Annotated in this window: 21 protein-coding genes; 10 read left to right on the top strand and 11 right to left on the bottom strand. The window is 63.9% G+C overall.

The genetic code is table 11. From position 1 onward, the window contains the following. Nucleotides 1–213: 213 nt before the first annotated feature. Both RBB42_RS13320 and RBB42_RS13315 read right to left on the bottom strand, forming a co-directional pair. Nucleotides 214–978 (bottom strand): EcsC family protein, encoded by a 765-nt coding sequence (locus tag RBB42_RS13320; protein WP_305970931.1) that lies wholly within the window; start codon nt 976–978, stop codon nt 214–216. A gap of 50 nt (nt 979–1,028) precedes the next feature. Continuing rightward, complete coding sequence (locus tag RBB42_RS13315; RefSeq protein ID WP_305970932.1) at nt 1,029–1,514, bottom strand: GNAT family N-acetyltransferase; 486 nt, start codon at nt 1,512–1,514, stop codon at nt 1,029–1,031. 83 nt (nt 1,515–1,597) lie between these two features. On the opposite strand from RBB42_RS13315, the gene RBB42_RS13310 reads away from it, so the two are divergent. Then, nucleotides 1,598–2,203 (top strand): flavin reductase family protein, encoded by a 606-nt coding sequence (locus RBB42_RS13310; RefSeq protein ID WP_305970933.1) that lies wholly within the window; start codon nt 1,598–1,600, stop codon nt 2,201–2,203. A gap of 111 nt (nt 2,204–2,314) precedes the next feature. Here the strand turns inward: RBB42_RS13310 and RBB42_RS13305 are convergent, their stop codons facing one another. Next, the gene (locus RBB42_RS13305) at nt 2,315–2,791 is read right to left on the bottom strand and encodes a hypothetical protein (protein WP_305970934.1); all 477 of its coding nucleotides are present in this window, start codon (nt 2,789–2,791) and stop codon (nt 2,315–2,317) included. A 317-nt stretch (nt 2,792–3,108) separates the two neighbouring features. Here RBB42_RS13305 and RBB42_RS13300 point away from each other — a divergent pair, with 317 nt between their 5' ends. Continuing rightward, nucleotides 3,109–3,783: a CatB-related O-acetyltransferase gene (locus tag RBB42_RS13300; protein ID WP_305970935.1), complete on the top strand. Its 675-nt coding sequence runs from the start codon at nt 3,109–3,111 to the stop codon at nt 3,781–3,783. A gap of 111 nt (nt 3,784–3,894) precedes the next feature. On the opposite strand, the gene RBB42_RS13295 is transcribed toward RBB42_RS13300, so the two are convergent. Next, on the bottom strand, nt 3,895–5,529 hold the full coding sequence (locus RBB42_RS13295; protein WP_305970936.1) for a SulP family inorganic anion transporter: 1,635 nt from the start codon (nt 5,527–5,529) through the stop codon (nt 3,895–3,897). A 275-nt stretch (nt 5,530–5,804) separates the two neighbouring features. Between RBB42_RS13295 and RBB42_RS13290 the strand changes: the two genes are divergently transcribed. The 4 genes from RBB42_RS13290 to RBB42_RS13275 all read left to right on the top strand — a co-directional run bounded on the left by RBB42_RS13290 (nt 5,805) and on the right by RBB42_RS13275 (nt 8,620). Continuing rightward, complete coding sequence (locus RBB42_RS13290; RefSeq protein WP_305970937.1) at nt 5,805–6,686, top strand: S-methyl-5'-thioadenosine phosphorylase; 882 nt, start codon at nt 5,805–5,807, stop codon at nt 6,684–6,686. A 9-nt stretch (nt 6,687–6,695) separates the two neighbouring features. After that, nucleotides 6,696–7,373 (top strand): DUF2927 domain-containing protein, encoded by a 678-nt coding sequence (locus RBB42_RS13285; RefSeq protein ID WP_305970938.1) that lies wholly within the window; start codon nt 6,696–6,698, stop codon nt 7,371–7,373. A gap of 4 nt (nt 7,374–7,377) precedes the next feature. After that, nucleotides 7,378–7,998, top strand: coding sequence for a LysE family translocator (locus tag RBB42_RS13280; protein ID WP_305970939.1), 621 nt, complete (start codon nt 7,378–7,380; stop codon nt 7,996–7,998). Between the two features lie 82 nt (nt 7,999–8,080). Continuing rightward, complete coding sequence (locus RBB42_RS13275; protein ID WP_305970940.1) at nt 8,081–8,620, top strand: adenine phosphoribosyltransferase; 540 nt, start codon at nt 8,081–8,083, stop codon at nt 8,618–8,620. Nucleotides 8,621–8,778: 158 nt separating this feature from the next. On the opposite strand, the gene phaZ is transcribed toward RBB42_RS13275, so the two are convergent. Further along, entirely contained in the window at nt 8,779–10,059 is a 1,281-nt protein-coding gene (gene phaZ / locus RBB42_RS13270; protein WP_305970941.1) for a polyhydroxyalkanoate depolymerase, read from the bottom strand. Nucleotides 10,060–10,190: 131 nt separating this feature from the next. On the opposite strand from phaZ, the gene RBB42_RS13265 reads away from it, so the two are divergent. The 3 genes from RBB42_RS13265 (at nt 10,191) to RBB42_RS13255 (ending at nt 13,299) form a co-directional block, all read left to right on the top strand. Continuing rightward, nucleotides 10,191–11,993, top strand: coding sequence for a PHA/PHB synthase family protein (locus tag RBB42_RS13265; RefSeq protein ID WP_305970942.1), 1,803 nt, complete (start codon nt 10,191–10,193; stop codon nt 11,991–11,993). Nucleotides 11,994–12,117: 124 nt separating this feature from the next. After that, the gene (locus RBB42_RS13260) at nt 12,118–12,567 is read left to right on the top strand and encodes a phasin family protein (protein WP_305970943.1); all 450 of its coding nucleotides are present in this window, start codon (nt 12,118–12,120) and stop codon (nt 12,565–12,567) included. Between the two features lie 264 nt (nt 12,568–12,831). Then, nucleotides 12,832–13,299, top strand: coding sequence for a phasin, PhaP (locus RBB42_RS13255; protein ID WP_305970944.1), 468 nt, complete (start codon nt 12,832–12,834; stop codon nt 13,297–13,299). Between the two features lie 165 nt (nt 13,300–13,464). Here RBB42_RS13255 and RBB42_RS13250 read toward each other — a convergent pair whose 3' ends face one another. From RBB42_RS13250 to topA, 4 genes are all read right to left on the bottom strand, one after another. Next, on the bottom strand, nt 13,465–14,088 hold the full coding sequence (locus RBB42_RS13250; RefSeq protein WP_305970945.1) for a 3-oxoacid CoA-transferase subunit B: 624 nt from the start codon (nt 14,086–14,088) through the stop codon (nt 13,465–13,467). After that, the gene (locus RBB42_RS13245; protein ID WP_305970946.1) at nt 14,088–14,792 is read right to left on the bottom strand and encodes a CoA transferase subunit A; all 705 of its coding nucleotides are present in this window, start codon (nt 14,790–14,792) and stop codon (nt 14,088–14,090) included. The genes RBB42_RS13250 and RBB42_RS13245 overlap by 1 nt, the downstream gene beginning before the upstream one ends. A gap of 90 nt (nt 14,793–14,882) precedes the next feature. Next, entirely contained in the window at nt 14,883–15,449 is a 567-nt protein-coding gene (locus tag RBB42_RS13240) for a L,D-transpeptidase (protein WP_305970947.1), read from the bottom strand. Between the two features lie 86 nt (nt 15,450–15,535). After that, nucleotides 15,536–18,244, bottom strand: a complete 2,709-nt coding sequence (gene topA, locus RBB42_RS13235; protein WP_305970948.1) for a type I DNA topoisomerase — start codon at nt 18,242–18,244, stop codon at nt 15,536–15,538. 187 nt (nt 18,245–18,431) lie between these two features. Between topA and RBB42_RS13230 the strand changes: the two genes are divergently transcribed. Beyond that, nucleotides 18,432–18,866 (top strand): hypothetical protein, encoded by a 435-nt coding sequence (locus RBB42_RS13230; RefSeq protein ID WP_305970949.1) that lies wholly within the window; start codon nt 18,432–18,434, stop codon nt 18,864–18,866. An 8-nt stretch (nt 18,867–18,874) separates the two neighbouring features. Here the strand turns inward: RBB42_RS13230 and dprA are convergent, their stop codons facing one another. Together dprA and tldD are read right to left on the bottom strand one after the other, a co-directional pair. Continuing rightward, entirely contained in the window at nt 18,875–20,089 is a 1,215-nt protein-coding gene (dprA, locus tag RBB42_RS13225) for a DNA-processing protein DprA (RefSeq protein WP_305970964.1), read from the bottom strand. Nucleotides 20,090–20,297: 208 nt separating this feature from the next. After that, nucleotides 20,298–21,719 carry a metalloprotease TldD gene (tldD, locus tag RBB42_RS13220; protein ID WP_305970950.1) on the bottom strand — a complete coding sequence of 474 codons (1,422 nt, stop codon included), beginning with the start codon at nt 21,717–21,719 and terminating at the stop codon, nt 20,298–20,300. Nucleotides 21,720–21,799 lie beyond the last annotated feature (80 nt).

Here is a 21,799-nt window from a genome sequence, read left to right as displayed (position 1 = left end):
CACAGCCTTCGGCATGTGACCGGGTTCCAGGACTGTCTACACGAGTTCGCCCCTACCGTTCTGGCCAGAGCGCCGCCCGCGCTTTCTGCGCGGATGGAGACCCTATCCCCTGTGCTTTTGGCGCGGCCTTCGGCGAAGCCGGGCCTGTCGTGGGACGGGCGCTTCGTTCCGGGGCTTTCCGCCCTCGGTACGACTCACATACCGCGGTTAAGCCTAATTCCGCGTTAACCGCGGTTCCGCCATCTGCTCTTTCAGCTCGGCCACCAGTTCGTCCCGCGGCAGGCCGGACCGTTCCGCCAACGCCAGCAGGCCGAAATGCACATGCGCCATCTGCTGGTAATAGCTGGTATAGGCGTAATTCGTCGCCGCCCCCGCCACGGCGCCCAGCACCGGCACCGTCTGCGCCGCCAGCTTCTGCCCCATCGCGACGGACAGTTTCGGCGCGATCCGCGCGATCAGGCTGTGCACCGCCGCGCCGGTCACCGTCACCCGTGCCGCCAGGAACCCCATCTCGGCGCCGTCATCCTCTTCCAGCGGGCCCGCCACCGCAAAGACCGTCAGGCATTCCCGCGCCACCTCCGGATCATTCGGGTCGAACCCGTATTCCGCCGCGATTCCCTGAATCGCCCGAAACAGCACCGTCACCGTGACCGGCAGTTCGGCCAGCGCCGTCGGCAAACCGCCCGATCCGCCCGCCGCGCCCATCGCCGTGGCCAGCGCCGTGTTCAGCCAGCCCTTCTGGTCCGGCACCATGCCGCGCGACTGCTGCGCCGCCTGCATCGCCACGGTCAGCGCCCGCCGCGTCGCCTCTTCCAGCCGGTCCTTGGCATGGTCCGGCAGCCGTTCCAGCAGGTTGCCCGCCTGCCCGCCAATCAGCGACAGGACCTGCATCCCGATGGACCCGGCCTCATCGTAACGCTTGGCCAGGGCGGCTATTTCCGCCTCGTGGGACCGCACAGGAAGTTTCGTATCGCTCACGTCCAGACCCTCCTCGATCCCCCAAAAGATGGGATCAGACAGGCCCGCGATCAAGCCGCGCGCGTCACCGCCCCCGCGACACCCGCCCAGGCGCCGGGCACCAGCTCCAGCCCCAGGACCCGGTCCGGGTTGGTCGGCGGCGGCATCTCGACGCCCTCCAGACGCTGGAACCCGAAGCGCCCGTAATAGGGCGCATCCCCCACCAGCAGCACCCGCGCAAGGCCCAGTTCCCCTGCCCGCGCCACCGTGTCCCGGATCAGCGCCGCGCCCAGCCCCTCGCCCTGGGCGATGGGGTGCACCGCGACCGGCCCCAGGAGCAGCGCGTCGTGATCCCCGACACGCACCGGCCAATAGCGGATCGCTCCGCCGAGGGTCCCGCTCTCGTCCCGCGCCACGCGGCACAGGGCCGCCACGGGTGCCACGTCCTCGCGCAGGCGGTAGGACGACAGCGCCGAGCGCCCCGGCGCAAAGGCGAGGTCGTAAAGGGCCTCGACCTCCCACCAGTCGTCCGCTGTTTCCTGTGCAAGCGTGAACACCAGTCCTGCCCCCTGCCCCCGTGCATTCCGGCGCAAGGCCGCGTATCACGCGACAAACCCACGCGCAAACAGGAGCGACGCCCTTGTTCTATCGTCCCGAGGATGGCCACGGCCTGCCGCACAACCCGTTCAACGCCATCGTGACACCACGCCCCATCGGCTGGATCTCGACCCGGGGGTCCGACGGGCACGACAATCTGGCCCCCTATTCCTTTTTCAACGCGGTTGCCTACGTCCCGCCGCAGGTCATGTTCTCCTCGACCTCGGCCAAGGAGGACCGCGGCGACACCAAGGACAGCGTCGCCCAGATCCGCGAAACCGGCGTCTTCTGCGTCAACATCGTGGAATACGAGATGCGCGACGCGATGAACGCCACCTCCGCCTTCTTCGGCAAGGAGGTCGACGAATTCGCCGAGGCGGGCCTTGAGAAGTCAGAGTGCGAGACCATCGCTTGTTCACGCGTGGCCGCGGCCCCCGCCAACCTGGAATGCAAGCTGACCCAGATCGTGGAACTGCCCGGCAAGGCCAATTTCGCCGTCTTCGGAGAGGTGACCGGCGTGCACATCCGCGACAATTGCCTGAAGGACGGCATCTTCGACGTGCTGACCTTCAACCCGCTCAGCCGCATGGGCTATCGCGACTACACCGTCGTGCGGGAGAAGTTCGAACTGAAGCGCCCGGGGGAATAACGACGGGCGACCAACTGCCGTAGACGAGGAGCGGGCGTGCCAAAGTCGCGCTCGTTCCCCGACAGCGGTCATTCGCGTGGGGTGCGGCGAAAGCTGGCAAGGAGCCCAAACTTACATGCGCATTGGGAACGGTCGTTCAGGTAGTAGGCCAATCAACCGCTCCTGCAGTTTCGTTTCTGGATTTAGCAGACGGTTGGGTGCAGACCTTTCAGAAAGCGCAAGTGCCCCGGCAATTCCCGCGTTTGAACAATAAAAGCAAATTAGAGCCCACCAGTCCATTCTCCCATCTCTTACAGTCGCAATTCCGTGGTTGGGTGCGTAGCACATAAATGCATATTCACCGTCGGGTTTGTTCCATGCGGATAAGAGATCAAGGCATTCTTTTTTCTCAACAAAACGACCCAAGACACGAAAGGGTGCGTCTCGCTTTCCAGCAATTATGGGTGTGCGGTATTCCAGCCCATTGTTCGTTTTGCGTAGGATCAACTCCTGCAACTTCTCAGCAACCACTTGGTCGCCTTGTGACGACAAGAAATGGAAGATGAACAATGCATCCCATGGTTCGTCAGCGCGCCCTGCAATTTCCATCTACGATACCCTTCTTGTGACTTCGGCTCACACTATTTGACCCATCGTAGCAGTCGCAGCGAAAGCCCGCTTCGTCCCGCACAGCCGACAATCATACAACCAACCGCGAAGGTCCGCTCCGACCAACCGGCTCGTGACGTGCTATCTCCGCTTCGGGCTGCAACCGCACACCCCGCATGCCCTCCATGCGGATCCGCATGGCCCCACCCTCTCGCATTCCGGCGTCGGACGTGCTATCCAGACCTCTCAACGATGGAGGCACCGATGGACCAGACCCTTTGAACCCCTGACATTTCCCAGAGTTCAAAGGAGGCATCATGCCTGATCCATCCATGCCGGGTCCTTCCCTGCCCGCAGCCGACGCGGCCTTTCCCATCATCCTGCCCGACGGCACCCCGCATCGCGGCACGGTTTTCCTGAAAAACGTGATCGACCACCCGCGGTTCGAGGTGGGCGCCTACACCTATGCCTCGGACTTCGACCCGCCCGAGGACTGGGCGGCGCGTCTGGCCCCCTACCTCTTTCCCTTCAGCCAGGAGTGGCTGCGCATCGGCAAGTACTGCCAGATCGCCCACGGGGTGCGGTTCATCGGCAGTTCGGCCAATCACGCGACGGACGGGCTGACCACCTTTCCCTTCGCGGTCTTCGACCCGTCGACCATGCTGGGCTACCAGCCCGACAGCCGCGACACGGTGATCGGCCATGACGTCTGGCTGGGCTATGGCGCGCTGGTCCTGCCCGGCGCACGGATCGGCAACGGCGTCATCGTCGGCGCGGGCGCGGTGGTGCGCGGCACGGTGCCCGACTACGCCGTTGTCACCGGCAACCCGGCGCAGGTGGTCAGGATGCGCTTCACCCCGCAAGAGGTCGAGGTGCTCAATTCGCTGGCCTGGTGGGACTGGCCGCCCGAGTTGGTTGCCCGGGCCCGTCCGGCGCTGGAGGCCGGGGACGTCGCTGCATTGCAGCAAATGGCACCGGCAGACGCCGGCTGAAACGGAAAAGGGCGCCCTTTCACGGGCGCCCTTAACGAAACCTTGCCGGTTTGTACAAAATGCTGAAAACGGCGTACGTTTTGTACAAAACGTACAGCGTGCCGCCCGGCCTCAGTGCCCGCCCAGGATGCCCGTTCGGACGTTGTAATCGACCGCCAGTTCATAGTCCGGGTCGTCGTCGCTATCCACCATCAGGTGCCCGGCCTTGGTCAAGAGCTTGTGGCAATCCCGGCTCAGGTGGCGCAGCTTGATCCGCTTTCCGGCCTCCTCGTACTTGCCCGCGATCGCCTCGATCGCCTGCAGCGCCGACTGGTCGACAACCCGGCTTTCGTTGAAATCCACGATCACCACGTCCGGGTCGTTTTCCACGTCGAACAATTCCACGAACCCGTCGGACGACCCAAAGAACAGCGGCCCCTGGATCTCGTAGACCTTGGCGCCGAGGTCGGTGTGGGATTCGCGGGTCCTGGCGTGAATGCGCCGCGCGTTGTTCCAGGCATAGGCCAGGGCCGAGACGATGACACCGACGACAACCGCGACGGCAAGGTCCTCCATCACCGTGACGACCGTCACCAGCAGAATGACAAAGGCATCCATCAGCGGGACTTTCCTGAGGATTGTCAAAGAGTTCCAGGCAAACGTCCCGATCACCACCATGAACATCACCCCCACCAGCGCGGCCAGCGGGATCAATTCGATCAGCGGCGCCGCAAAGAGGATGAAGATCAGCAGGAACAGCGCCGCGGCGATGCCCGCGATCCGCGTGCGCGCACCGGATTTCACGTTGATCATCGACTGGCCGATCATCGCGCAGCCGCCCATGCCGCCGAAGAACCCGGTCAGGATGTTCGACGCGCCCTGCGCGATGCACTCCTGGCTGGCGCCGCCGCGTTTGCCCGTGATCTCTCCGACCAGGTTCAGGGTCAGCAGCGATTCAATCAGCCCGATCGCCGCGAGGATGACCGCGTAAGGCAGAATGATTTCAAGCGTTTCGAGGTTCAGAGGCACCGCCGGAATGTGGAAGGGCGGCAGCCCGCCCTGGATCGAGGCGAGATCCCCCACGCGCGGCACGTCCAGTCCGAACCCGATCACAAGTGCCGCCACCACGACAATGCCAACCAGCGGCGCAGGCACGACCTTGCTGATCTTGGGCATGACCCAGATGATCGCCATCGTCAGCACCGTCAGCCCCAGCATCAGGTACAGCGGCATCCCCGAAAGCCATTCGCCGCCGCCCATGCCGTGACCGGTATTTTCCATTGTTCCCGGCACCTTGAACTGGCCCAGCTGGGCCAGGAAGATGACGATCGCCAGTCCGTTCACGAACCCCAGCATGACCGGATGCGGCACCAGCCGGATGAACTTGCCCCATTGCAGCGCCCCGGCGATCACCTGCAGGATCCCCATCAGGACAACGGTCGCGAACAGGTATTCGACCCCGTGCTGCGCCACCAGCGCCACCATGACCACCGCCAGCGCCCCGGTCGCGCCAGAGATCATGCCCGGTCGCCCGCCAATCAGCGCCGTCACCAGTCCCACCAGGAAAGCGGCGTAGAGCCCCACCAGCGGGTGCACACCGGCGACAAAGGCAAAGGCCACCGCCTCGGGCACCAGTGCCAGCGCCACGGTAAGACCCGCCAGGAGCTCGATCCGCCATCGGCCCGGCGTCAGTTTCTCGTCCGGCATCAGGGACAGGTCGGGCAATTCCACACGGTTGGCGAAACGCGCCAAGAGAGCTTTTTTCATCGGGGGTCCTTTCCTGGGCGCAGCATCGGGCAGCCTGTGGCCGCTAACGCCGCATCGCAGCATGTTCGCGATTCACGGCCTGATAGCCGAACCGGACCAAAGATGCACGGAATACTTCCGTATCCTGCCGAACCGCGGCGCCCGGGTATCCCACAGAGGCAACACCGGCGGGATTGTATCACGAAACCCCGCTCGGGTGCTTGCCCTCGGACACGCATCCGGCACACTTCGGGCAAAGCGAAACACCGGGCGCCGGGCAAGGACGGGGAATTGACATGACGGAAACGATGATTGCCGTGATCGGCGGGTCGGGCATCTACGACATCGACGGGCTGGAAAGCGCGGCATGGCAGGCGGTGAAAAGCCCCTGGGGCACCCCTTCGGACGAGATCCTGACCGGCACGCTGGGGGGCGTGAAGATGGCCTTTCTGCCGCGCCACGGCCGCGGCCACGTCCACGGGCCGACGACCGTCCCCTATCGCGCCAACATCGACGCGCTGAAACGGATCGGCGTCACCGACGTGATTTCCGTCTCCGCCTGCGGTTCCTTCCGCGAAGAGATGGCACCGGGCGATTTCGTTGTCGTCGACCAATTCATCGACCGCACCTTCGGGCGTGAAAAATCGTTCTTCGGAACCGGGTGTGTCGCCCATGTCTCGGTCGCCCATCCCACCTGCCCGCGCCTCGGTGAGGCCTGTTTCACCGCAGCCCGCGAGGCCGGGATCACCGTCCACAAGGGCGGCACCTACCTGGCGATGGAAGGGCCGCAGTTCTCGACCCTTGCTGAATCGAAGATGTACCGCGAAAGCTGGGGCTGCGACGTGATCGGCATGACCAACATGCCCGAGGCAAAACTCGCCCGCGAGGCCGAGCTTTGCTACGCCTCCGTCGCGATGGTCACGGACTATGACAGCTGGCACCCAGACCACGGCGAAGTCGACATCATGGACATCATCAAGACCCTGACCGGCAATGCCGACAAGGGACGCGAGATGGTCCGCCGCCTGCCTGCCCTGCTGGGCGCCGAACGCGCACCCTGCCCGCATAGCTGCGACCGCGCGCTGGAATACGCCCTGCTCACCGCGCCCGAGAAACGCGATCCCGCGCTACTGGCCAAGCTCGACGCGGTCGCGGGCCGCATGCTTGGCGGCAACTGACGCCTGGCCATGCTGCGACCTGCCCTCTTCTGGCTGGCACTCGCCCTGCCCTGCGCGGCGACGGGTGCAGTCGACTATATCGAAACCGACGGCCCGCTCAGCGACGAGGATTTCTACCGCCTCGTCGCCTGCGCCGCCCCTCCGGGCGAAGCCTGTCGCAAGGACATGGTCCATTGGCCCACGGAGCGGCCCCTGCGGGTCCAGATCGCCCGGATCGACCGCGCCTTCCTCGGCGGACGCCAGAAACGTGCCCGCGCGGCTCTGACACGGGCCATCCAGTACATCAATCGTGCCGGCGCCGGTATCTCGCTCCGCGAAGTCGCCCCGGGGGCCGAGGCCGACATCCGCATCTACCTGGTCGACACCGATGGCTCCGCGCCGCTCAGCGGCACCGGGATCAAGGGGGTCGACGGCATGACGGTGACCGGCGCGCGGGTCATCGTCTGGTCACGCAGCGACACCCATGTGATCCAGCGCGCGCGGATCATCTTTGGCACGCGTCTGGACATCCGCCACTACGAATCCGCCATGATCGAGGAGTTGACCCAGGCCCTGGGCCTGTTGACGGACATCCGCAATCCCGCTTACCTCGGCAAGTCGATCTTTTCGCAGGACGACAATCAATCCAAGGACCTCGGTCCCCAGGATCTCAAGGCCCTGCGCCGACACTATCCGCCACGGGAGTAACCTCATGGACTTTCAGCTCTGGCTGGCCTTTGTCGCCGCCTCCACCGCTCTCCTGCTGATCCCGGGGCCCACCGTGCTGCTGGTCCTGTCCTATGCCCTCAGCAAGGGGCGCTCGGTGGCCATTGCCTCTGCGGCGGGCGTCGCCAGCGGCGATTTCATCGCCATGAGCCTGTCGCTGGCGGGTCTCGGCGCTCTGGTCGCCGCTTCGGCCACATTGTTCACCGTGCTGAAATGGGTCGGCGCCGCTTACCTCGTCTGGCTGGGGATAAAGCTGATCCGCTCGGCACCGCAAAAAGGGCTGGTCCTGCCCGACAGCGGCGTGACCGCGCGCGGCGTCTTTGCTCACAATCTGGCCGTAACCGCGTTGAACCCGAAAAGCATCGCCTTCTTCATCGCCTTCGTGCCGCAGTTCGTGACGCCCCAGGCGCCGCTGCTGCCGCAGTTTGCAATCCTGGTGGCAACCTTCGTCACCCTCGCGGCGCTCAACGCCCTTGCCTATGCGCTCGCCGCCGACCGGCTGCGCCGCATGATCCAGCGCCCGTCGATCCTGGCCTGGCTGACCCGGGCGGGCGGCGCCACGCTGATCGGAATGGGCGTGCTGACGGCAACACTGCGCCGCGCCTGAAAGGACGACTGCGGGCAGAAGACTTGCACAGCCCGCCGCTGCCGCGCTACCGCAGGCGGGCGTTTCAACCGGGGACCCTACCATGCCGCGCAAGACAGAGATCAAGGACTACATCCGGACCATCGTCGATTTCCCGCACGAGGGAATCATGTTCCGGGACGTCACCACCCTCTTCGCCGACCCGCGCGGCTTTCGCATGGCCATTGACCAGCTCCTGCATCCCTATGCCGGGGTCCGCTTCGACAAGGTGGTGGGCCTCGAGGCGCGCGGCTTCATCCTCGGCGGCGCCGTGGCGCACCAGCTCTCGGCCGGTTTCGTGCCGATCCGCAAGAAGGGCAAGCTGCCCGGCGCGGTCATCTCCGAGGAATATCAGCTGGAATACGGCGAGGCGGTGGTCGAGATCCACGACGACGCCATCGAGGCGGGGGAAAAGGTGCTGCTTGTCGATGACCTGCTGGCCACGGGCGGCACCGCAGAGGCCGGCATCAAGCTGGTCGAACGGCTGGGCGGCGAAATCATCGGCTGTGCCTTCGTTATCGACCTGCCCGAACTGGGGGGACGCCAGCGGCTCGAAGCGATGGACATGGACGTACACGCCCTCTGCGCCTTCGAGGGCCTCTGACGCCGGGCGCTCTTCAGGCTACTTCGGGCCGAAAATACCTCCGGGGGAGCGCCGCAGGCGCGGGGGCAGCGCCCCTATCGGAGAACGGCGCGCTTGCCGCGCAAGGACGACGGGAAAAGCGCGCGCCCGCAGGCGCGCACAATCGGATCACGGAGCGATCAGCGGTGATCGGCCAGGTTCACGGGCACGGCCGCCGGGCTTTTCGGCATATCCGAATTCGCGTCGATGAACTCCAGCACCAGCGGACGGATGTTGTTGCGCCAGCTCTTGCCGGCGAAGATGCCGTAGTGGCCCGCCCCCGGCTCCAGGTGGCTCGCCTTCTTCTCGTCCGGCAGCCCGGTGCAGAGATCCAGCGCGGCGACGCATTGGCCGGGCGCCGAGATATCGTCCTTCGCCCCTTCGACGGTCTTGACCGCGACCTTGGTGATCTTGCCCATGTCCACCCGGTGCCCGTCCACGATGAACTCGTTCTTGGCGATCTCGCGGTTCTTGAAGACACGTTCAACCGTCGACAGGTAGAATTCCGCCGGCATGTCCATGACCGCCAGGTATTCGTCGTAGAAACGGTTGTGCGCGTCGTGGTCCGAGGCCTCGCCGCGCGCGACCCGGATGATCTGGTCGCGGAAGGCGGCAGAATGGCGGTCCGCGTTCATGGACATGAACGAGGCAAGCTGCAGCAGCCCAGGATAGACCATGCGGCCAACGCCCTTGTACTTGAACCCGACGCGCTGGATCATCGTCTCTTCCAACTGGCCCATCGTCACGCGACGGCCAAAGTCGGTCACGTCGGTCGGGGTGGCGTCAGGGTCGATCGGCCCGCCGATCAGGGTCAGGGTGCGCGGCTGCGCATCCGGATCCAGCTCTGCCAGGTAGGCGGTTGCGGCCAGGGTCAGCGGCGCCGGCTGGCACACGGCGATCACATGGGTATCGGGGCCGAGGTGACGCATGAAGTCCATGAGGTACAGCGTATAGTCCTCGATATCGAACTTGCCTGCCGAGACGGGGATGTCGCGGGCATTGTGCCAGTCCGTGACATAGACCTCGCAATTCACGATAAGCGACTTGACGGTCGAGCGGAGTAGTGTGGCATAGTGGCCCGACATGGGCGCGACCAGCAGGATCTTCCGCGGCTGTTCCTCGCGCCCGGAGACGTTGAAATGGACCAGGTTGCCAAAGGGTTTTTCCACCACGGTGGCGACGTCGACGAGGTGATCCTTGCCGTCCTCGCAGGTGAACGTGTGGATCCCCCAGTCGGGCTTGACCACCATGCGCTCGAATGTGCGTTCCGTTACGGCACCCCATGCCGCCATCCACTCCAAGGCGGGGTTGGGAAAGGCCGAGAACATCGGGTAAGAGGCCATCGTCCGCGCCGTCGCGCCCATCCACGCGTTGGTGTTGCGGATGCTTTCCATCAAATCATACGTCGCCATGTAGCGCACGACAGCACTCCTTTTGTTTCGCGGGGTCAGCGGCTTGCCGCGCACCCAGGCCCGAGCCAATTCGTCGCTTTGCCCCCCGAAACCCACGACGGTATTTCTGCAGTTGCGAAGGATAGGGGGATTTGTTTCCAATGACAACAAACGAGGTTGCCGCAGGCGAAAGCCGCGCGCGGATGGAGGAGAACCTTGAGCGGGTCGAGGAACTGAGCAAGCGGCTCGTTTCGGCCCTGACCCGACGCCATCCGACGCCACAGGCGCTGAATGGCCCCGACCATGCGCTGTATACCAAGGCCGCGCAGGCCTACATGCAGGAATGGATGACCAACCCGGCAAAGCTGATCGAGCAGCAGGTCAGTTTCTGGGGCAAGACCGTCACCACTTTTGTCGAGGCGCAGCAACAGCTGGCCCGTGGCAAGCTGACCGCCCCCGAGAACCCGGGGCCCAGCGACAAGCGTTTCAAGAATCCACTTTGGGACAGTCACCCGTACTTCAACTACGTCAAGCAACAGTACCTCATCAACGCCAACGCCATCCGCGACGCGATCGACGCGATCGAGGACATGGACGAAAAGGAAAAGCGGCGTCTGCGCTATTTCAGCCAGCAGATCGTCGACATGTTCGCGCCGACCAACTTCCTGGCCACGAACCCCGACGCACTGATGAAGGCGGTCGAGACCGAGGGCGAAAGCCTGGTGCGCGGGCTGGAAAACCTTGTCAGCGACCTCGAGGCCAACAATGGCGAACTGGTGGTGCGGCTGGCCGACGACAGCGCCTTCGAGATCGGCGAAAACATCGCCACTGCACAAGGCGAGGTGATCTATCGCAACCGGATGATGGAGATCATCCAGTACAGTCCGACGACGGAACAGGTCTACGAGACCCCCGTCGTGCTGTTCCCGCCCTGGATCAACAAGTTCTACATCCTTGACCTGAAACCGCAGAACAGCCTGATCCGCTGGGTCATCGACCAGGGCTATACCCTTTTCGTCGTCAGCTGGATCAACCCGGACGGCAAGTACCGTGACGTCGGACTCGAGGAATATGTCGACGAGGGCTTCCTCAAGGCGATCGAGGTCGCCAAGGAGATCTGCGGGACCGACAAGGTCAACGCGGTCGGCTATTGCATCGCCGGCACGACGCTCAGCCTGACCCTGTCGTTGATGAAGAAACGTGGCGACAAGTCGGTGAAATCGGCCACATTCTTTACCGCGCTGACCGACTTCAGCGACCAGGGAGAGTTCACGCCCTTCCTGCAGGACGATTTTGCCGACGGGATCGAACAGGAAATCGACCAGGAAGGCATCCTGCCCTCTTTCATCATGGCGCGCACCTTTTCCTTTCTGCGGTCGAACGACCTGATCTACGGCCCGGCGATCCGGTCCTACATGATGGGGGAAACTCCGCCCGCCTTCGATCTTCTGTACTGGAACGGCGACGGGGCGAACCTGCCGGGGCGGATGTTCAGCCAGTACCTGCGCGGGCTTTGCCAGCGCAATGAATTCGCCGAAGGCACGTTCGAGCTTTTCGGGGAAAAGCTGAGCGTCAAGGACGTGGATGTGCCCCTGATGTCCATCGCGGCCGAGACCGATCACATTGCCGCGGCGCGCGACGTCTATCGCGGTGTGCAGATGATGGGATCACGGTCCAAGCATTTCGTGATGGGCCAGTCCGGCCATATCGCCGGGATCGTCAATCCCCCTTCCAAGGGCAAGTACGGACATTTCGTCAACGACGACCTGTCGCAAGACTTCGATGCCTGGAAAGAGACCGCCGAGTTCCGCGAAGGGTCGTGGTGGCCGCATTGGGAGGGCTGGCTGCGCAAACGGTCCGGCAAGAAGGTCCCCGCGCGCGAGCCTGGCGATTCGGCCTATGAGCCGCTTGCGCCCGCTCCCGGGACCTATGTGAAGTTGAAGGCCGCCCAACAAAACCAGTGACTTGTCAGTGGCATGCTGCGGTGCAGAATTTTTTCTTGAAATGCCGCGTCGCAGCATGCATATTCTCGTCAGTTGCTGAGCGATGGGGCGGGCCCAAGGCAGCACGAGACAAGGATTGACTGAGATGGCACAGACCCAGGACATCACCGCGATGATGAAAGAGATGATGGGCGCATTCCCCGTGGACACCAAGGCCATGGAAGACGCGTTCAAGACCACCGCGACCATGAACGAAAAACTGTCGGCGGTTGCTCTGGAAGCCGCAGAGAAGTCGACGGAACTGTCGGCAACCTGGACCAAGGACACCCTGTCCAAACTGGCCGACATGTCGAAAGCCAAGGCAGAGCCGGCCGACTACGCCAAGGCGATGACCGATTTCGCATCGGGTCAGGCCGAAGTGGCAGCCGAAAACATGGCAGCCCTCGCCGAGATCGCCAAGAAGGTTCAGATGGACACCGTCGAACTGCTGATGGCAGCCGGCAAGGATTTCTCCGAGGACGCAACCGCGGCCATGAAGAAAGCCACCGACGAGATGACCGCGACCGCCAAGAAGGCAACCGCCGCGGCAAAGTAATCGGTTACGACCGAACGATTTTGCGCCCTCTCCTCCCAAATTTGGCGCAATTTCCTGGGGCAGGATCTTCGGATCCTGCCCCTTTTTCTTTGCCTGACAGAAACTTGCCGATCGTCGTCTCCCCCCTGCGACAGGGGGTGCGACATAATTTTCGCTGCATCGCAGCAGAAAAATCTTGAAATGCTGCGCCGCAGCATCCATCTTCGGGTCAGTGGAACGCAGCACGCCGGAGACGGCGCAACATTGGAAGAAGGATCAAGACAGATGGCAAAGACCGACGATATCACCGCCATGATGAAAGAAATGATGGGCGCATTCCCCGTCGACACCAAAGCTATGGACGACGCTTTCAAGACCACCGCGACCCTGAGCGAAAAGCTGTCCGGCGTCGCACTGGAAGCGGCCAAGAAATCGACCGAGCTGTCGGCCTCCTGGACCAAGGACACCCTGTCCAAGATGACCGAGATGTCGAAGGCCAAGACAGAGCCCGCCGACTACGCCAAGGCGATGACCGAATTTGCATCGGCACAGGCAGAAATCGCGGCTGAGAACACCGCCGCCTTTGCCGAGATCGCCAAGAAGGTTCAGATGGACACCGTCGAACTGCTGATGGCAGCCGGCAAGGACTACTCCGAAGACGCGACCGCGGCGGTCAAGAAGGCCACCGACGAGATGACCGCGACGGCCAACAAGGCGACGACCACCGCCAAGAAAGCCGCACCGGCCAAGTAATCCGGACACCACCGGACAATAATTGCGCCTCTCCTCCCAAACTTGGCGCAAGCGACTGGGGCAGGATCTTCGGATCCTGCCCTTTTTCTTTTTCTCTTTGCACCAACGAAAAAGGGCGAGCCCCTATCGAGCGCGCCCTTCGTTTCGAAAGTAAGGTCCAAGGGATCAGACGATGGTCGCCTCGGTGGCGGCACGGATCTCGTCCTCGGTCACGCCGTCGGCGGTCTCTACGATCTTCAGACCGCCCTCGACCACGTCCAACACACCGAGGTTGGTGATGATCCGGTCGACCACACCCTTGCCGGTCAGCGGCAGCGTGCATTCCTTCAACAGCTTGGAGTCACCGTGCTTGTTGGTGTGGTCCATGACCACCACGACCTTCTCGACACCGGCCACGAGGTCCATCGCCCCGCCCATGCCCTTGACCAGCTTGCCCGGGATCATCCAGTTCGCCAGGTCGCCGTTCTCGGCCACTTCCATCGCGCCCAGGATCGCCGCCGCGATCTTGCCGCCGCGGATCATGCCAAAGCTCGTCGCGCTGTCGAAATAGGAGGTCCGCGCCAGTTCCGTGATCGTCTGCTTGCCAGCGTTGATCAGGTCCGGGTCCTCTTCGCCCTCAAAGGGGAAGGGCCCCATGCCCAACATGCCGTTTTCCGACTGCAGCGTGATGTCCTTGTCGCCGACGTAGTTGGCGACAAGCGTCGGAATGCCGATCCCGAGGTTCACATACATGCCGTCTTCGAGTTCTTCCGCGGCCCGCGCCGCCATCTGATTGCGATCCCAGGGCATTATGCTTCCTCCCGCTTGCGGACGGTCCGCTGTTCGATCCGTTTCTCGTGTTCACCCTGAATGATCCGGTGCACGTAGATGCCGGGCAGGTGAATGTGATCGGGGTCGAGCGAGCCGCGCGGCACGATTTCCTCGACCTCGGCCACGCAGATCTTGCCGCACATCGCCGCCGGCGGGTTGAAGTTCCGCGCCGTCTTGCGGAACACGAGGTTCCCGGTGTCGTCGGCCTTCCACGCTTTCACGATCGAAAGGTCGGCAAAGATGCCTTCCTCGAGGATGTAGTGTTCCCCGTTGAAGACCTTGACCTCCTTGCCTTCACCGATCTGCGTGCCGTAGCCGGTCTTGGTGTAAAAACCCGGGATACCCGCGCCGCCGGCGCGCATGCGCTCGGCCAGAGTGCCTTGGGGGTTGAATTCCAGTTCCAGTTCGCCCGACAGGTACTGGCGCATGAATTCGGCGTTTTCCCCCACATATGAGGACATCATCTTCTTGATCTGGCGGGTGTCGAGCAGCTTGCCCAGACCGAACCCGTCGACGCCGGCGTTGTTGGATGCCACGGTCAGATCCTTCACACCGCTTTCGACAATGGCATCGATCAGCAGCTCCGGAATGCCGCAGAGGCCAAAGCCCCCCGCGGCAATCAACATCCCGTCGTGCAGAACGCCGTCAAGCGCCTCTGCCGCCGAGCCATAGACCTTCTTCATGGCAGTTGCCTCCCTTGGTTTCGGATTTCAGGAGGTTTTCGCCGCCCTGCAGCAAGATGTCAACGGAGGCCCGGGATGAGAGCGCTCACATCAGATCAGCCGCACTTGTGTGCCGATCGGAGTGATCTCGAAGAGCTCGGCGATCTTCTCGTTATACAGACCGATGCAACCGTCCGATGAGGGACGCCCGATCTTGCGCGTGTCATGGGTGCCGTGGATCAGGTAGGCGGGCCAGTCGAAATAGAGCGCATGCGTGCCCAGCGGATTGTCGGGCGCGCCACCTTCGACCGGACGCCAATCCGGAAAGCGTTCCATCTGCGACGGTGTGGGAGTCCAGGAAGGCGCCACCTTCTTGCGCACGATCTTGGTATATCCGCGTTTCGTCAACTCGTCGGTCTTGGGCACCGAAGTCGGGTAGACGCGATAATCGCTTCCATCTTCGTTCCAGTAGTGGAGCGCGCGGCTGGCAGTGTCACAGACGATACAGCCCACGCCGAGCTCGTCAAAATGGTCGCGCCAATCTTGGCTCGAAAAGCTCGAGATGTTGCGGCGCACGACCTCGGCCTCTTCGCGCACCTCGGCCCGGGCCCGTGCTGGCACCACCAGTGCTGCGCCGCCCGCAATCAGCAGGCCACGGCGGGACATTGCATTGCTCATGATGCTCTCCTTGCCTGTTACTCCAGGCAAGCCTTACTCCGCGCCGCGACGCAGCACCAATCACATCCAGTTGACGAAATCCGTCTTCAACCCTCGTCGCCGGCCGCTTTCTTGGCAGCAGTTTTCTTGGCCGTGCTCTTTTTCGCGGTGCTCTTCTTGGCGGCAGGTTTCTTGGCGGCGGCCTTCTTGGGCGCGGCTTTCTTCTTGCCGCTCTTGGCTGCCTTTTCGTTCACCAGTTCGACAGCCGCCTCCAGCGTGATCTCTTTGGGATCGGTGTCCTTGGGCAGGGTCGCATTGACCTTCTCCCACTTGACGTAAGGCCCGTAGCGCCCTTCATAGACGCTCAGCGCGCCGCCGTCCGGGTGATCCCCCAGTTCCCGCAACGGCTTGGCCGCCGCGCCGCGACCGCGTCCAGGGTTTGCACGCTTCTCGGCCAGCATCTCCACCGCCCGGTTCATGCCGATCTCGAAGACCTCCTGGAATTCCTTGAGGTTGACGTAGACCGGTTTTTCCTCGTCGGGCTTCTGGTGCATGATGAAGGGGCCAAAGCGACCGAGGTTCGATTTGACCACGCCGCCCTCGGGATGCATCCCGATTTCACGCGGCAGTGTCAGCAAGGTCAGCGCCTTTTCCAGAGTCATGCCGTCCGGCTCCCAGCCCGGCAGGAACTGGCCGCGCGCCTTGGGCAGCGAGGCCCGCGGCGGCTTCTTGTTCTCCGGCGTCGGTTCGCCGCGCTGGACATAGGGCCCGAAACGCCCGGCCTTCAGCCAGATCTCGTCCCCGGCATCCTCGCCCAGCAGGCGTTCCTCGCCCTCTGCGCCCTCGCCCGCGATGGGGCGGGTGTAGGTGCACTCCGGGTAGTTGCCGCAGCCGACGAATCCGCCGGTACGCGAGGTTTTCAGGTGCAGTTGCCCCTGGCCGCATTTCGGACAGATACGCGGATCGCTGCCATCTTCGCGCGGCGGGTAAAGCTGAGGGGCAAGCGCCTCGTCCAGCACGTCCAGCACCTCGGAAATGCGCAACTCGGACGTTTCCGCAATCGCAGCACTGAAGTCGCGCCAGAACTTGGCCAGCAGGTCCTTGTAGTCCTCGTTGCCCGCAGACACGCTGTCCAGCTCATCCTCCAGCGCGGCGGTGAAATCATACTCGACGTAGCGCTTGAAGAAGTTGAGCAGGAAGATCGTGACGATCCGGCCCTTGTCCTCGGGGATCAGGCGGTTCTGCTCCTTGCGGACGTATTCCCGCTCCTGGATCGTGGTCACGATCGAGGCATAGGTCGAAGGCCGGCCGATGCCCAGCTCTTCCATCTTCTTGACCAGCGTCGCCTCGGTGTAGCGCGGCGGCGGGTTGGTAAAGCTCTGCGTGGCCAGCGTGGCGCCGTCATCTGACATGACGGCATTGCGCGCCTCGCCCACGGCCTTTTCGACCGCCTTTGCGTGTTCGCTCTTGAGGGCGCCCGCGTCGAACTTGGCCGCCTCGCCCTGCATGATTTGCGGCAGGCGCTTGTCGTCATCTTCGACGGGCTCGTCGCGCCCCTCTTCGTAGATCTTGAGGAACCCGTCGAACAGGACCACCTGGCCAGTCGCGCGCAGACCCACCTGGCCATCGTCGCTGCCGATCTCGACCGTGGTCCGTTCAAGACGCGCCGCCGCCATCTGGCAGGCCAGCGTCCGCTTCCAGATCAGGTCGTACAGCTTGCGTTGATCGGGCTCGGACAGGCGCAGACTCTCGGCATCCTTGGTCATGTCCGTGGGGCGGATGCATTCGTGCGCTTCCTGCGCGTTCTTGGCCTTGTTCTTGTACATGCGCGGGCTGTCGGGGACATACTCCGCACCGTAACGATCCTTGATCGCGTCGCGCGCGGCCATGACCGCCTCGGGCGCCATGTCGATGCCGTCGGTCCGCATGTAGGTGATGTGCCCGGCCTCGTACAGGCGCTGCGCCGCGTTCATGGTCTGGCGTGCCCCCATGCCGAACTTGCGGCTGGCCTCCTGCTGCAGGGTAGAGGTCATGAAAGGCGCGGAAGGATTGCGCGAGGTCGGCTTGGCCTCGACCGACAAGACCTTCAGCGCGCGTTTTTCAACAGCGCTGACAGCCATCTCGGCGTCGGTCAGGTTGGCCAGGTCGTAACGGTCGAGTTTCTTGCCAGCGAGGCTGGTCAGGCGGGCCTCGAAGCCCTGGCCGCGCGGCGTGGTCAGCTGGGCCTTCACCTGCCAGTATTCGCGCGGCTTGAAGGCCTCGATCTCCATCTCGCGCTCGACAATCAGGCGCAGGCAGACCGACTGGACCCGTCCCGCCGAACGTGCGCCCGGCAGCTTGCGCCAGAGCACCGGCGACAGGTTGAAGCCCACGAGGTAATCCAGCGCCCGGCGTGCCAGATACGCCTCGACCAGCGGCGCGTCGATGTCGCGCGGGTTCTTCATCGCCTCGCTGACCGCCTGCTTGGTGATGGCGTTGAAGGTGACCCGTTCGACCTTGGTGGATTTCTTGATCGACCGGCGCTTGGTCAGCGCCTCCTTGAGGTGCCAGGAAATCGCCTCTCCCTCGCGGTCGGGGTCGGTGGCGAGGATAAGTTCGTCGTCGGATTTCAGCGCCTCGGCGATTGCCGCGACGTGCTTTCGCGAATCGTTGGCAATCTCCCATTTCATCTCGAAATCATGATCCGTATCGACCGAACCATCCTTGGGCGGCAGGTCACGGACGTGGCCATAGGATGCCAGAACGGTGTAGTCGGATCCCAGATACTTGTTGATTGTCTTGGCCTTGGCAGGGGATTCGACGACGACGACGGGCATGGGGTTCTGCTACCTCGTTAAATTTCTTTCGGGCCTTGCGAAGGCCTTGTCTTGAGCCGCGTATGGCGGCGCAAGATGTGGTGCGCAAGAAGCATTTGTCAATCCGGGGCGCCGTGACGCTGGCGATGCCGCTTTCCGCGCCGCTCTGTTTTCGGCTAGGTTCACCACATTTACCGGAGCGAGTGACATGACCCGATTTGCCTCTTTCCTGGCCGCCATCGCGCTGGCCGTCACGCCTCTGTCGGCCAACGCATGGGAGGAGCCCGCGCGCGGCACGGCCCTGCGCGCCGACCTTATGGATGCGATCAGGCCGCACGCGGAATGGATCCTCGGGGCCCCGGTGATCTTCGTCGTCTCGGACCTGCGGGTCAGTGGCGACGTTGGGTTTGCCAACCTTCATCCGGTCCGTCCCGGCGGACGTGAGATCACGCGGCAAGAGATCCCCATGCGGCCCGGCTGGGACAATCCCTTTGACTGGGGCGGGCCGGACATCCAGGTGCTGTACCAGCGCTCCGGGTCGACCTGGGTCGCCGTCCAGCACGCCATAGGTGCCACGGATGTGTGGTGGTCGGACCCCACCTTCTGCCCCACCTGGGGGCCGGTGATCCCGGAGGTCTGCTGACCCCGGGGTCAGTTCCGCACCACCAATGACAACAACCCGCCGGGCTGGCGCCGGATACGTCCGTCCAGTTCGAGATCGGTCAGCACCGGCGAGACCTTGCCCGCGGGCACGCCCAGATCGCGGATCAACTGGTCCTCGGCCAAGGGAGAGGGACCAAGTCGGTCGAGAATCTGCTGGTGCAGTGCCGCGGCCTTGCGGAGGGCCGCGTTTCCGTCCTGATCTTTCCGAGCCGGTTCACGACGCTGGGGCGGCCGTTCCCCTTGGTTCGCGCTTAATGTCGGTTCCGGCAGGTCCAGCGCGGGCTGATCCGTGGCACGAGGCGTTTCCAATGGTGGCAGCGCCTCGAGAATGTCCTCGACGTTGCGGATCAGGTGGGCGCCGTCGCGGATCAGGATATTGCACCCGCTGGCGCGGGCATCCATCGGGTGCCCGGGAACCGCCAGCACCTCGCGCCCCTGATCAAGTGCTGTGCGCGCGGTGATCAGCGACCCCGACTTTGCCGCCGCCTCGACCACGACGACACCGCGTGACAAGCCGGAGACGATCCGGTTTCGCGTCGGAAAATGCCGGGCCACCGGTTGCAGGCCCATCGGTTGTTCACTGAGCCGACAACCGCCGTGCTGACAAATGTCGTCGGCCAGGCGCGTATTCTCCGACGGATAAAGCACATCGACACCACCGGCCATGACGGCCACTGTGCCACTTGGCAGGGCACCGAGATGAGCCACGGTGTCGATCCCCCGGGCTAAACCGGACACCACGACGAACCCGGCCTCTCCAAGACCTTCGGCCAGGCGCCGGGCCATGCGTGTACCCAACGACGACGCGCTGCGCGCGCCGACCAGCGCGATCATCGGGCGCCGCAGCGCGGACTTGTCGCCGATCCCCCAAAGCAGCGGTGGCGCGTCCGGCAGTTCGGCAAGGTCCAAAGGATACCCCGGCTCTCCACGACAAAGCAGCCAGGCCCCGGCGCGGCGCCCGGCGGCGAGTTCCGCCTCGGCCACGCCAAGCGGGCAGGCCTGGTATTTCTCGACCCCGGCGGCGCGGGCGACATCCGGCAAGGCGTCTAGCGCGGCGGCGGCGCTGCCGTGTTCGTTCATCAATCTCCAGAAGGTCGTCGGCCCCACGCGACGCGAGCGCAAGAGACGGAGCCAATCCACACGATGATCTTCCGTGGTGGGTGGGAGTGGGGGGTGAGTGGAAGAGTAGCTTTCGTCGCGCATCCTGGCCCCGTCTTCTTGCAGGACCAGTGATAGCGCCATAGTGGTTAACCATAGGTGAATCGCGCCGGGTCACCTGCAGGATTTCGTGTAATCCACTGTTTCGGAACGACTCTTGATATGATCGGTGGCCTGCCCGGCGCCGATTGGGCAAGCCGCTCCGGCCCCGCCGGAGCACCTGCGTCAGCTACAGGGAGGGTGCCGCCAGGCTTCAGGCCTGCGCCCCGCCAACCGTCAACCCCCCGATCATCACCGTCGGCTGGCCCACGCCCACCGGCACCCACTGGCCCTGCTTGCCGCAGTTGCCCATGCCCGGGTCCAGCTCCATGTCATTCCCCAGCGCAAGGATACGGTTCAGCGCGTTTGCCCCGTCACCGATCAGCGTCGCGCCCTTGACCGGGGCACCCACCTTGCCATTCTTGACGCGGTACGCCTCGGTGCAGGAAAAGACGAACTTGCCATTGGTAATGTCCACCTGTCCGCCGCCGAAGCCTACGGCCCAGATGCCGTCCTTGAGATCGGCCACGATGTCCGCGGGATCCGAATCGCCGCCCAGCATGTAGGTGTTGGTCATCCGAGGCATGGGGATATGGGCATAGCTCTGACGCCGCCCGTTGCCCGTCGGCTCGACACCCATCAGACGGGCGTTCTGCCGATCCTGCATGAAACCGACCAGCTTGCCGTCTTCGATCAGAACATTCCTGCCCGAGGGCGTGCCCTCATCATCCACGGTGATTGATCCGCGACGGTCCGGGATCGTGCCATCGTCCAGCACCGTCACGCCCTTCGCGGCGACCTGCTGACCCATCAGACCGGCAAAGGCGGACGAGCCCTTGCGGTTGAAATCCCCCTCCAGCCCGTGGCCCACGGCCTCGTGCAGCAGGATGCCCGGCCAGCCGGGGCCAAGCACGATGTCCATGACACCCGCCGGGGCCGCCTCCGCCTCGAGGTTGACCAGCGCGATGCGCAAAGCCTCGCGCGCCTTGGCCTGCCAGTCTTGCGGCGCCAGCAGCCCGTCCAGTGCGACGCGCCCACCGCCTCCCGCGGTGCCGGATTCGCGACGGCCGTTCTCCTCGACGATGACCGAGACATTGACCCGGGTCATCGGCCGAACGTCCGAGACCAGCGTTCCGTCGGCGCGCAGGATCGTGACCTCCTGCAAAGAGGCCGCGATGGTCGCGGTCACCTGCACGACGCGACGGTCGAGATCGCGGGTGAAGGCATCGATTTCGCGCAGGGTCTCGAGCTTGACCGGGAAACTGGCCCCCTCGATGGGATCGGCATCGGTATACAGGTGCCGGTTGGTGCCCGCGGGCGGTGGCGCCATGATCCCGCCGCCATCACCGATGGCAAGCCGCGCCGTGTCCACAGCACGTTTCAGCGCCGCTTCGCTGAGCTCGGAAGAATGGGCATAGCCCGCCACCTCGCCGCGCACCGCGCGCAGGCCGAAGCCTTCGGAAGAATCGTAGCTGGCAGTCTTGACCCGCCCATCATCCAGAACAAGTGCCTCCGAGCGGGCGCGCTCTATGAACAGTTCACCATCTTCGGCCCCGGCAAGCGCTCCGCGGACAAGAGCAGAGGTGGCATCGAGGTCGAGATGGGTCTCGAACGGACGGAAGGGAGCGGCTGGCATGGGCACCTCCGGATTGATCTGGATCAAGAAAAAGCGGCGGTTTGCCGCAAGGACCGAGCTTTCCCGGCATTCCAGAATAT

It is taken from the genome of Mameliella sp. MMSF_3455, from assembly GCF_030733205.1.
In the GTDB taxonomy this organism is placed as follows: Bacteria; Pseudomonadota; Alphaproteobacteria; order Rhodobacterales; family Rhodobacteraceae; genus Antarctobacter.
This window is presented reverse-complemented; position numbering and strand designations above follow the sequence as displayed.

Excerpts from the sequence above, each read along its gene's own strand:
- RBB42_RS13290 (WP_305970937.1), top strand. The coding sequence starts at position 5,805 with ATGACGGAAACGATGATTGCCGTGATCGGCGGGTCGGGCATCTACGAC.
- RBB42_RS13305 (WP_305970934.1), bottom strand. The coding sequence starts at position 2,791 with ATGGAAATTGCAGGGCGCGCTGACGAACCATGGGATGCATTGTTCATC.
- RBB42_RS13275 (WP_305970940.1), top strand. The coding sequence starts at position 8,081 with ATGCCGCGCAAGACAGAGATCAAGGACTACATCCGGACCATCGTCGAT.
- RBB42_RS13280 (WP_305970939.1), top strand. The coding sequence starts at position 7,378 with ATGGACTTTCAGCTCTGGCTGGCCTTTGTCGCCGCCTCCACCGCTCTC.
- RBB42_RS13250 (WP_305970945.1), bottom strand. The coding sequence starts at position 14,088 with ATGCCCTGGGATCGCAATCAGATGGCGGCGCGGGCCGCGGAAGAACTC.
- RBB42_RS13240 (WP_305970947.1), bottom strand. The coding sequence starts at position 15,449 with ATGAGCAATGCAATGTCCCGCCGTGGCCTGCTGATTGCGGGCGGCGCA.
- RBB42_RS13300 (WP_305970935.1), top strand. The coding sequence starts at position 3,109 with ATGCCTGATCCATCCATGCCGGGTCCTTCCCTGCCCGCAGCCGACGCG.
- topA (WP_305970948.1), bottom strand. The coding sequence starts at position 18,244 with ATGCCCGTCGTCGTCGTCGAATCCCCTGCCAAGGCCAAGACAATCAAC.
- RBB42_RS13265 (WP_305970942.1), top strand. The coding sequence starts at position 10,191 with ATGACAACAAACGAGGTTGCCGCAGGCGAAAGCCGCGCGCGGATGGAG.
- RBB42_RS13260 (WP_305970943.1), top strand. The coding sequence starts at position 12,118 with ATGGCACAGACCCAGGACATCACCGCGATGATGAAAGAGATGATGGGC.
- RBB42_RS13255 (WP_305970944.1), top strand. The coding sequence starts at position 12,832 with ATGGCAAAGACCGACGATATCACCGCCATGATGAAAGAAATGATGGGC.
- RBB42_RS13245 (WP_305970946.1), bottom strand. The coding sequence starts at position 14,792 with ATGAAGAAGGTCTATGGCTCGGCGGCAGAGGCGCTTGACGGCGTTCTG.
- RBB42_RS13230 (WP_305970949.1), top strand. The coding sequence starts at position 18,432 with ATGACCCGATTTGCCTCTTTCCTGGCCGCCATCGCGCTGGCCGTCACG.
- RBB42_RS13285 (WP_305970938.1), top strand. The coding sequence starts at position 6,696 with ATGCTGCGACCTGCCCTCTTCTGGCTGGCACTCGCCCTGCCCTGCGCG.
- tldD (WP_305970950.1), bottom strand. The coding sequence starts at position 21,719 with ATGCCAGCCGCTCCCTTCCGTCCGTTCGAGACCCATCTCGACCTCGAT.
- dprA (WP_305970964.1), bottom strand. The coding sequence starts at position 20,089 with ATGCGCGACGAAAGCTACTCTTCCACTCACCCCCCACTCCCACCCACC.
- RBB42_RS13295 (WP_305970936.1), bottom strand. The coding sequence starts at position 5,529 with ATGAAAAAAGCTCTCTTGGCGCGTTTCGCCAACCGTGTGGAATTGCCC.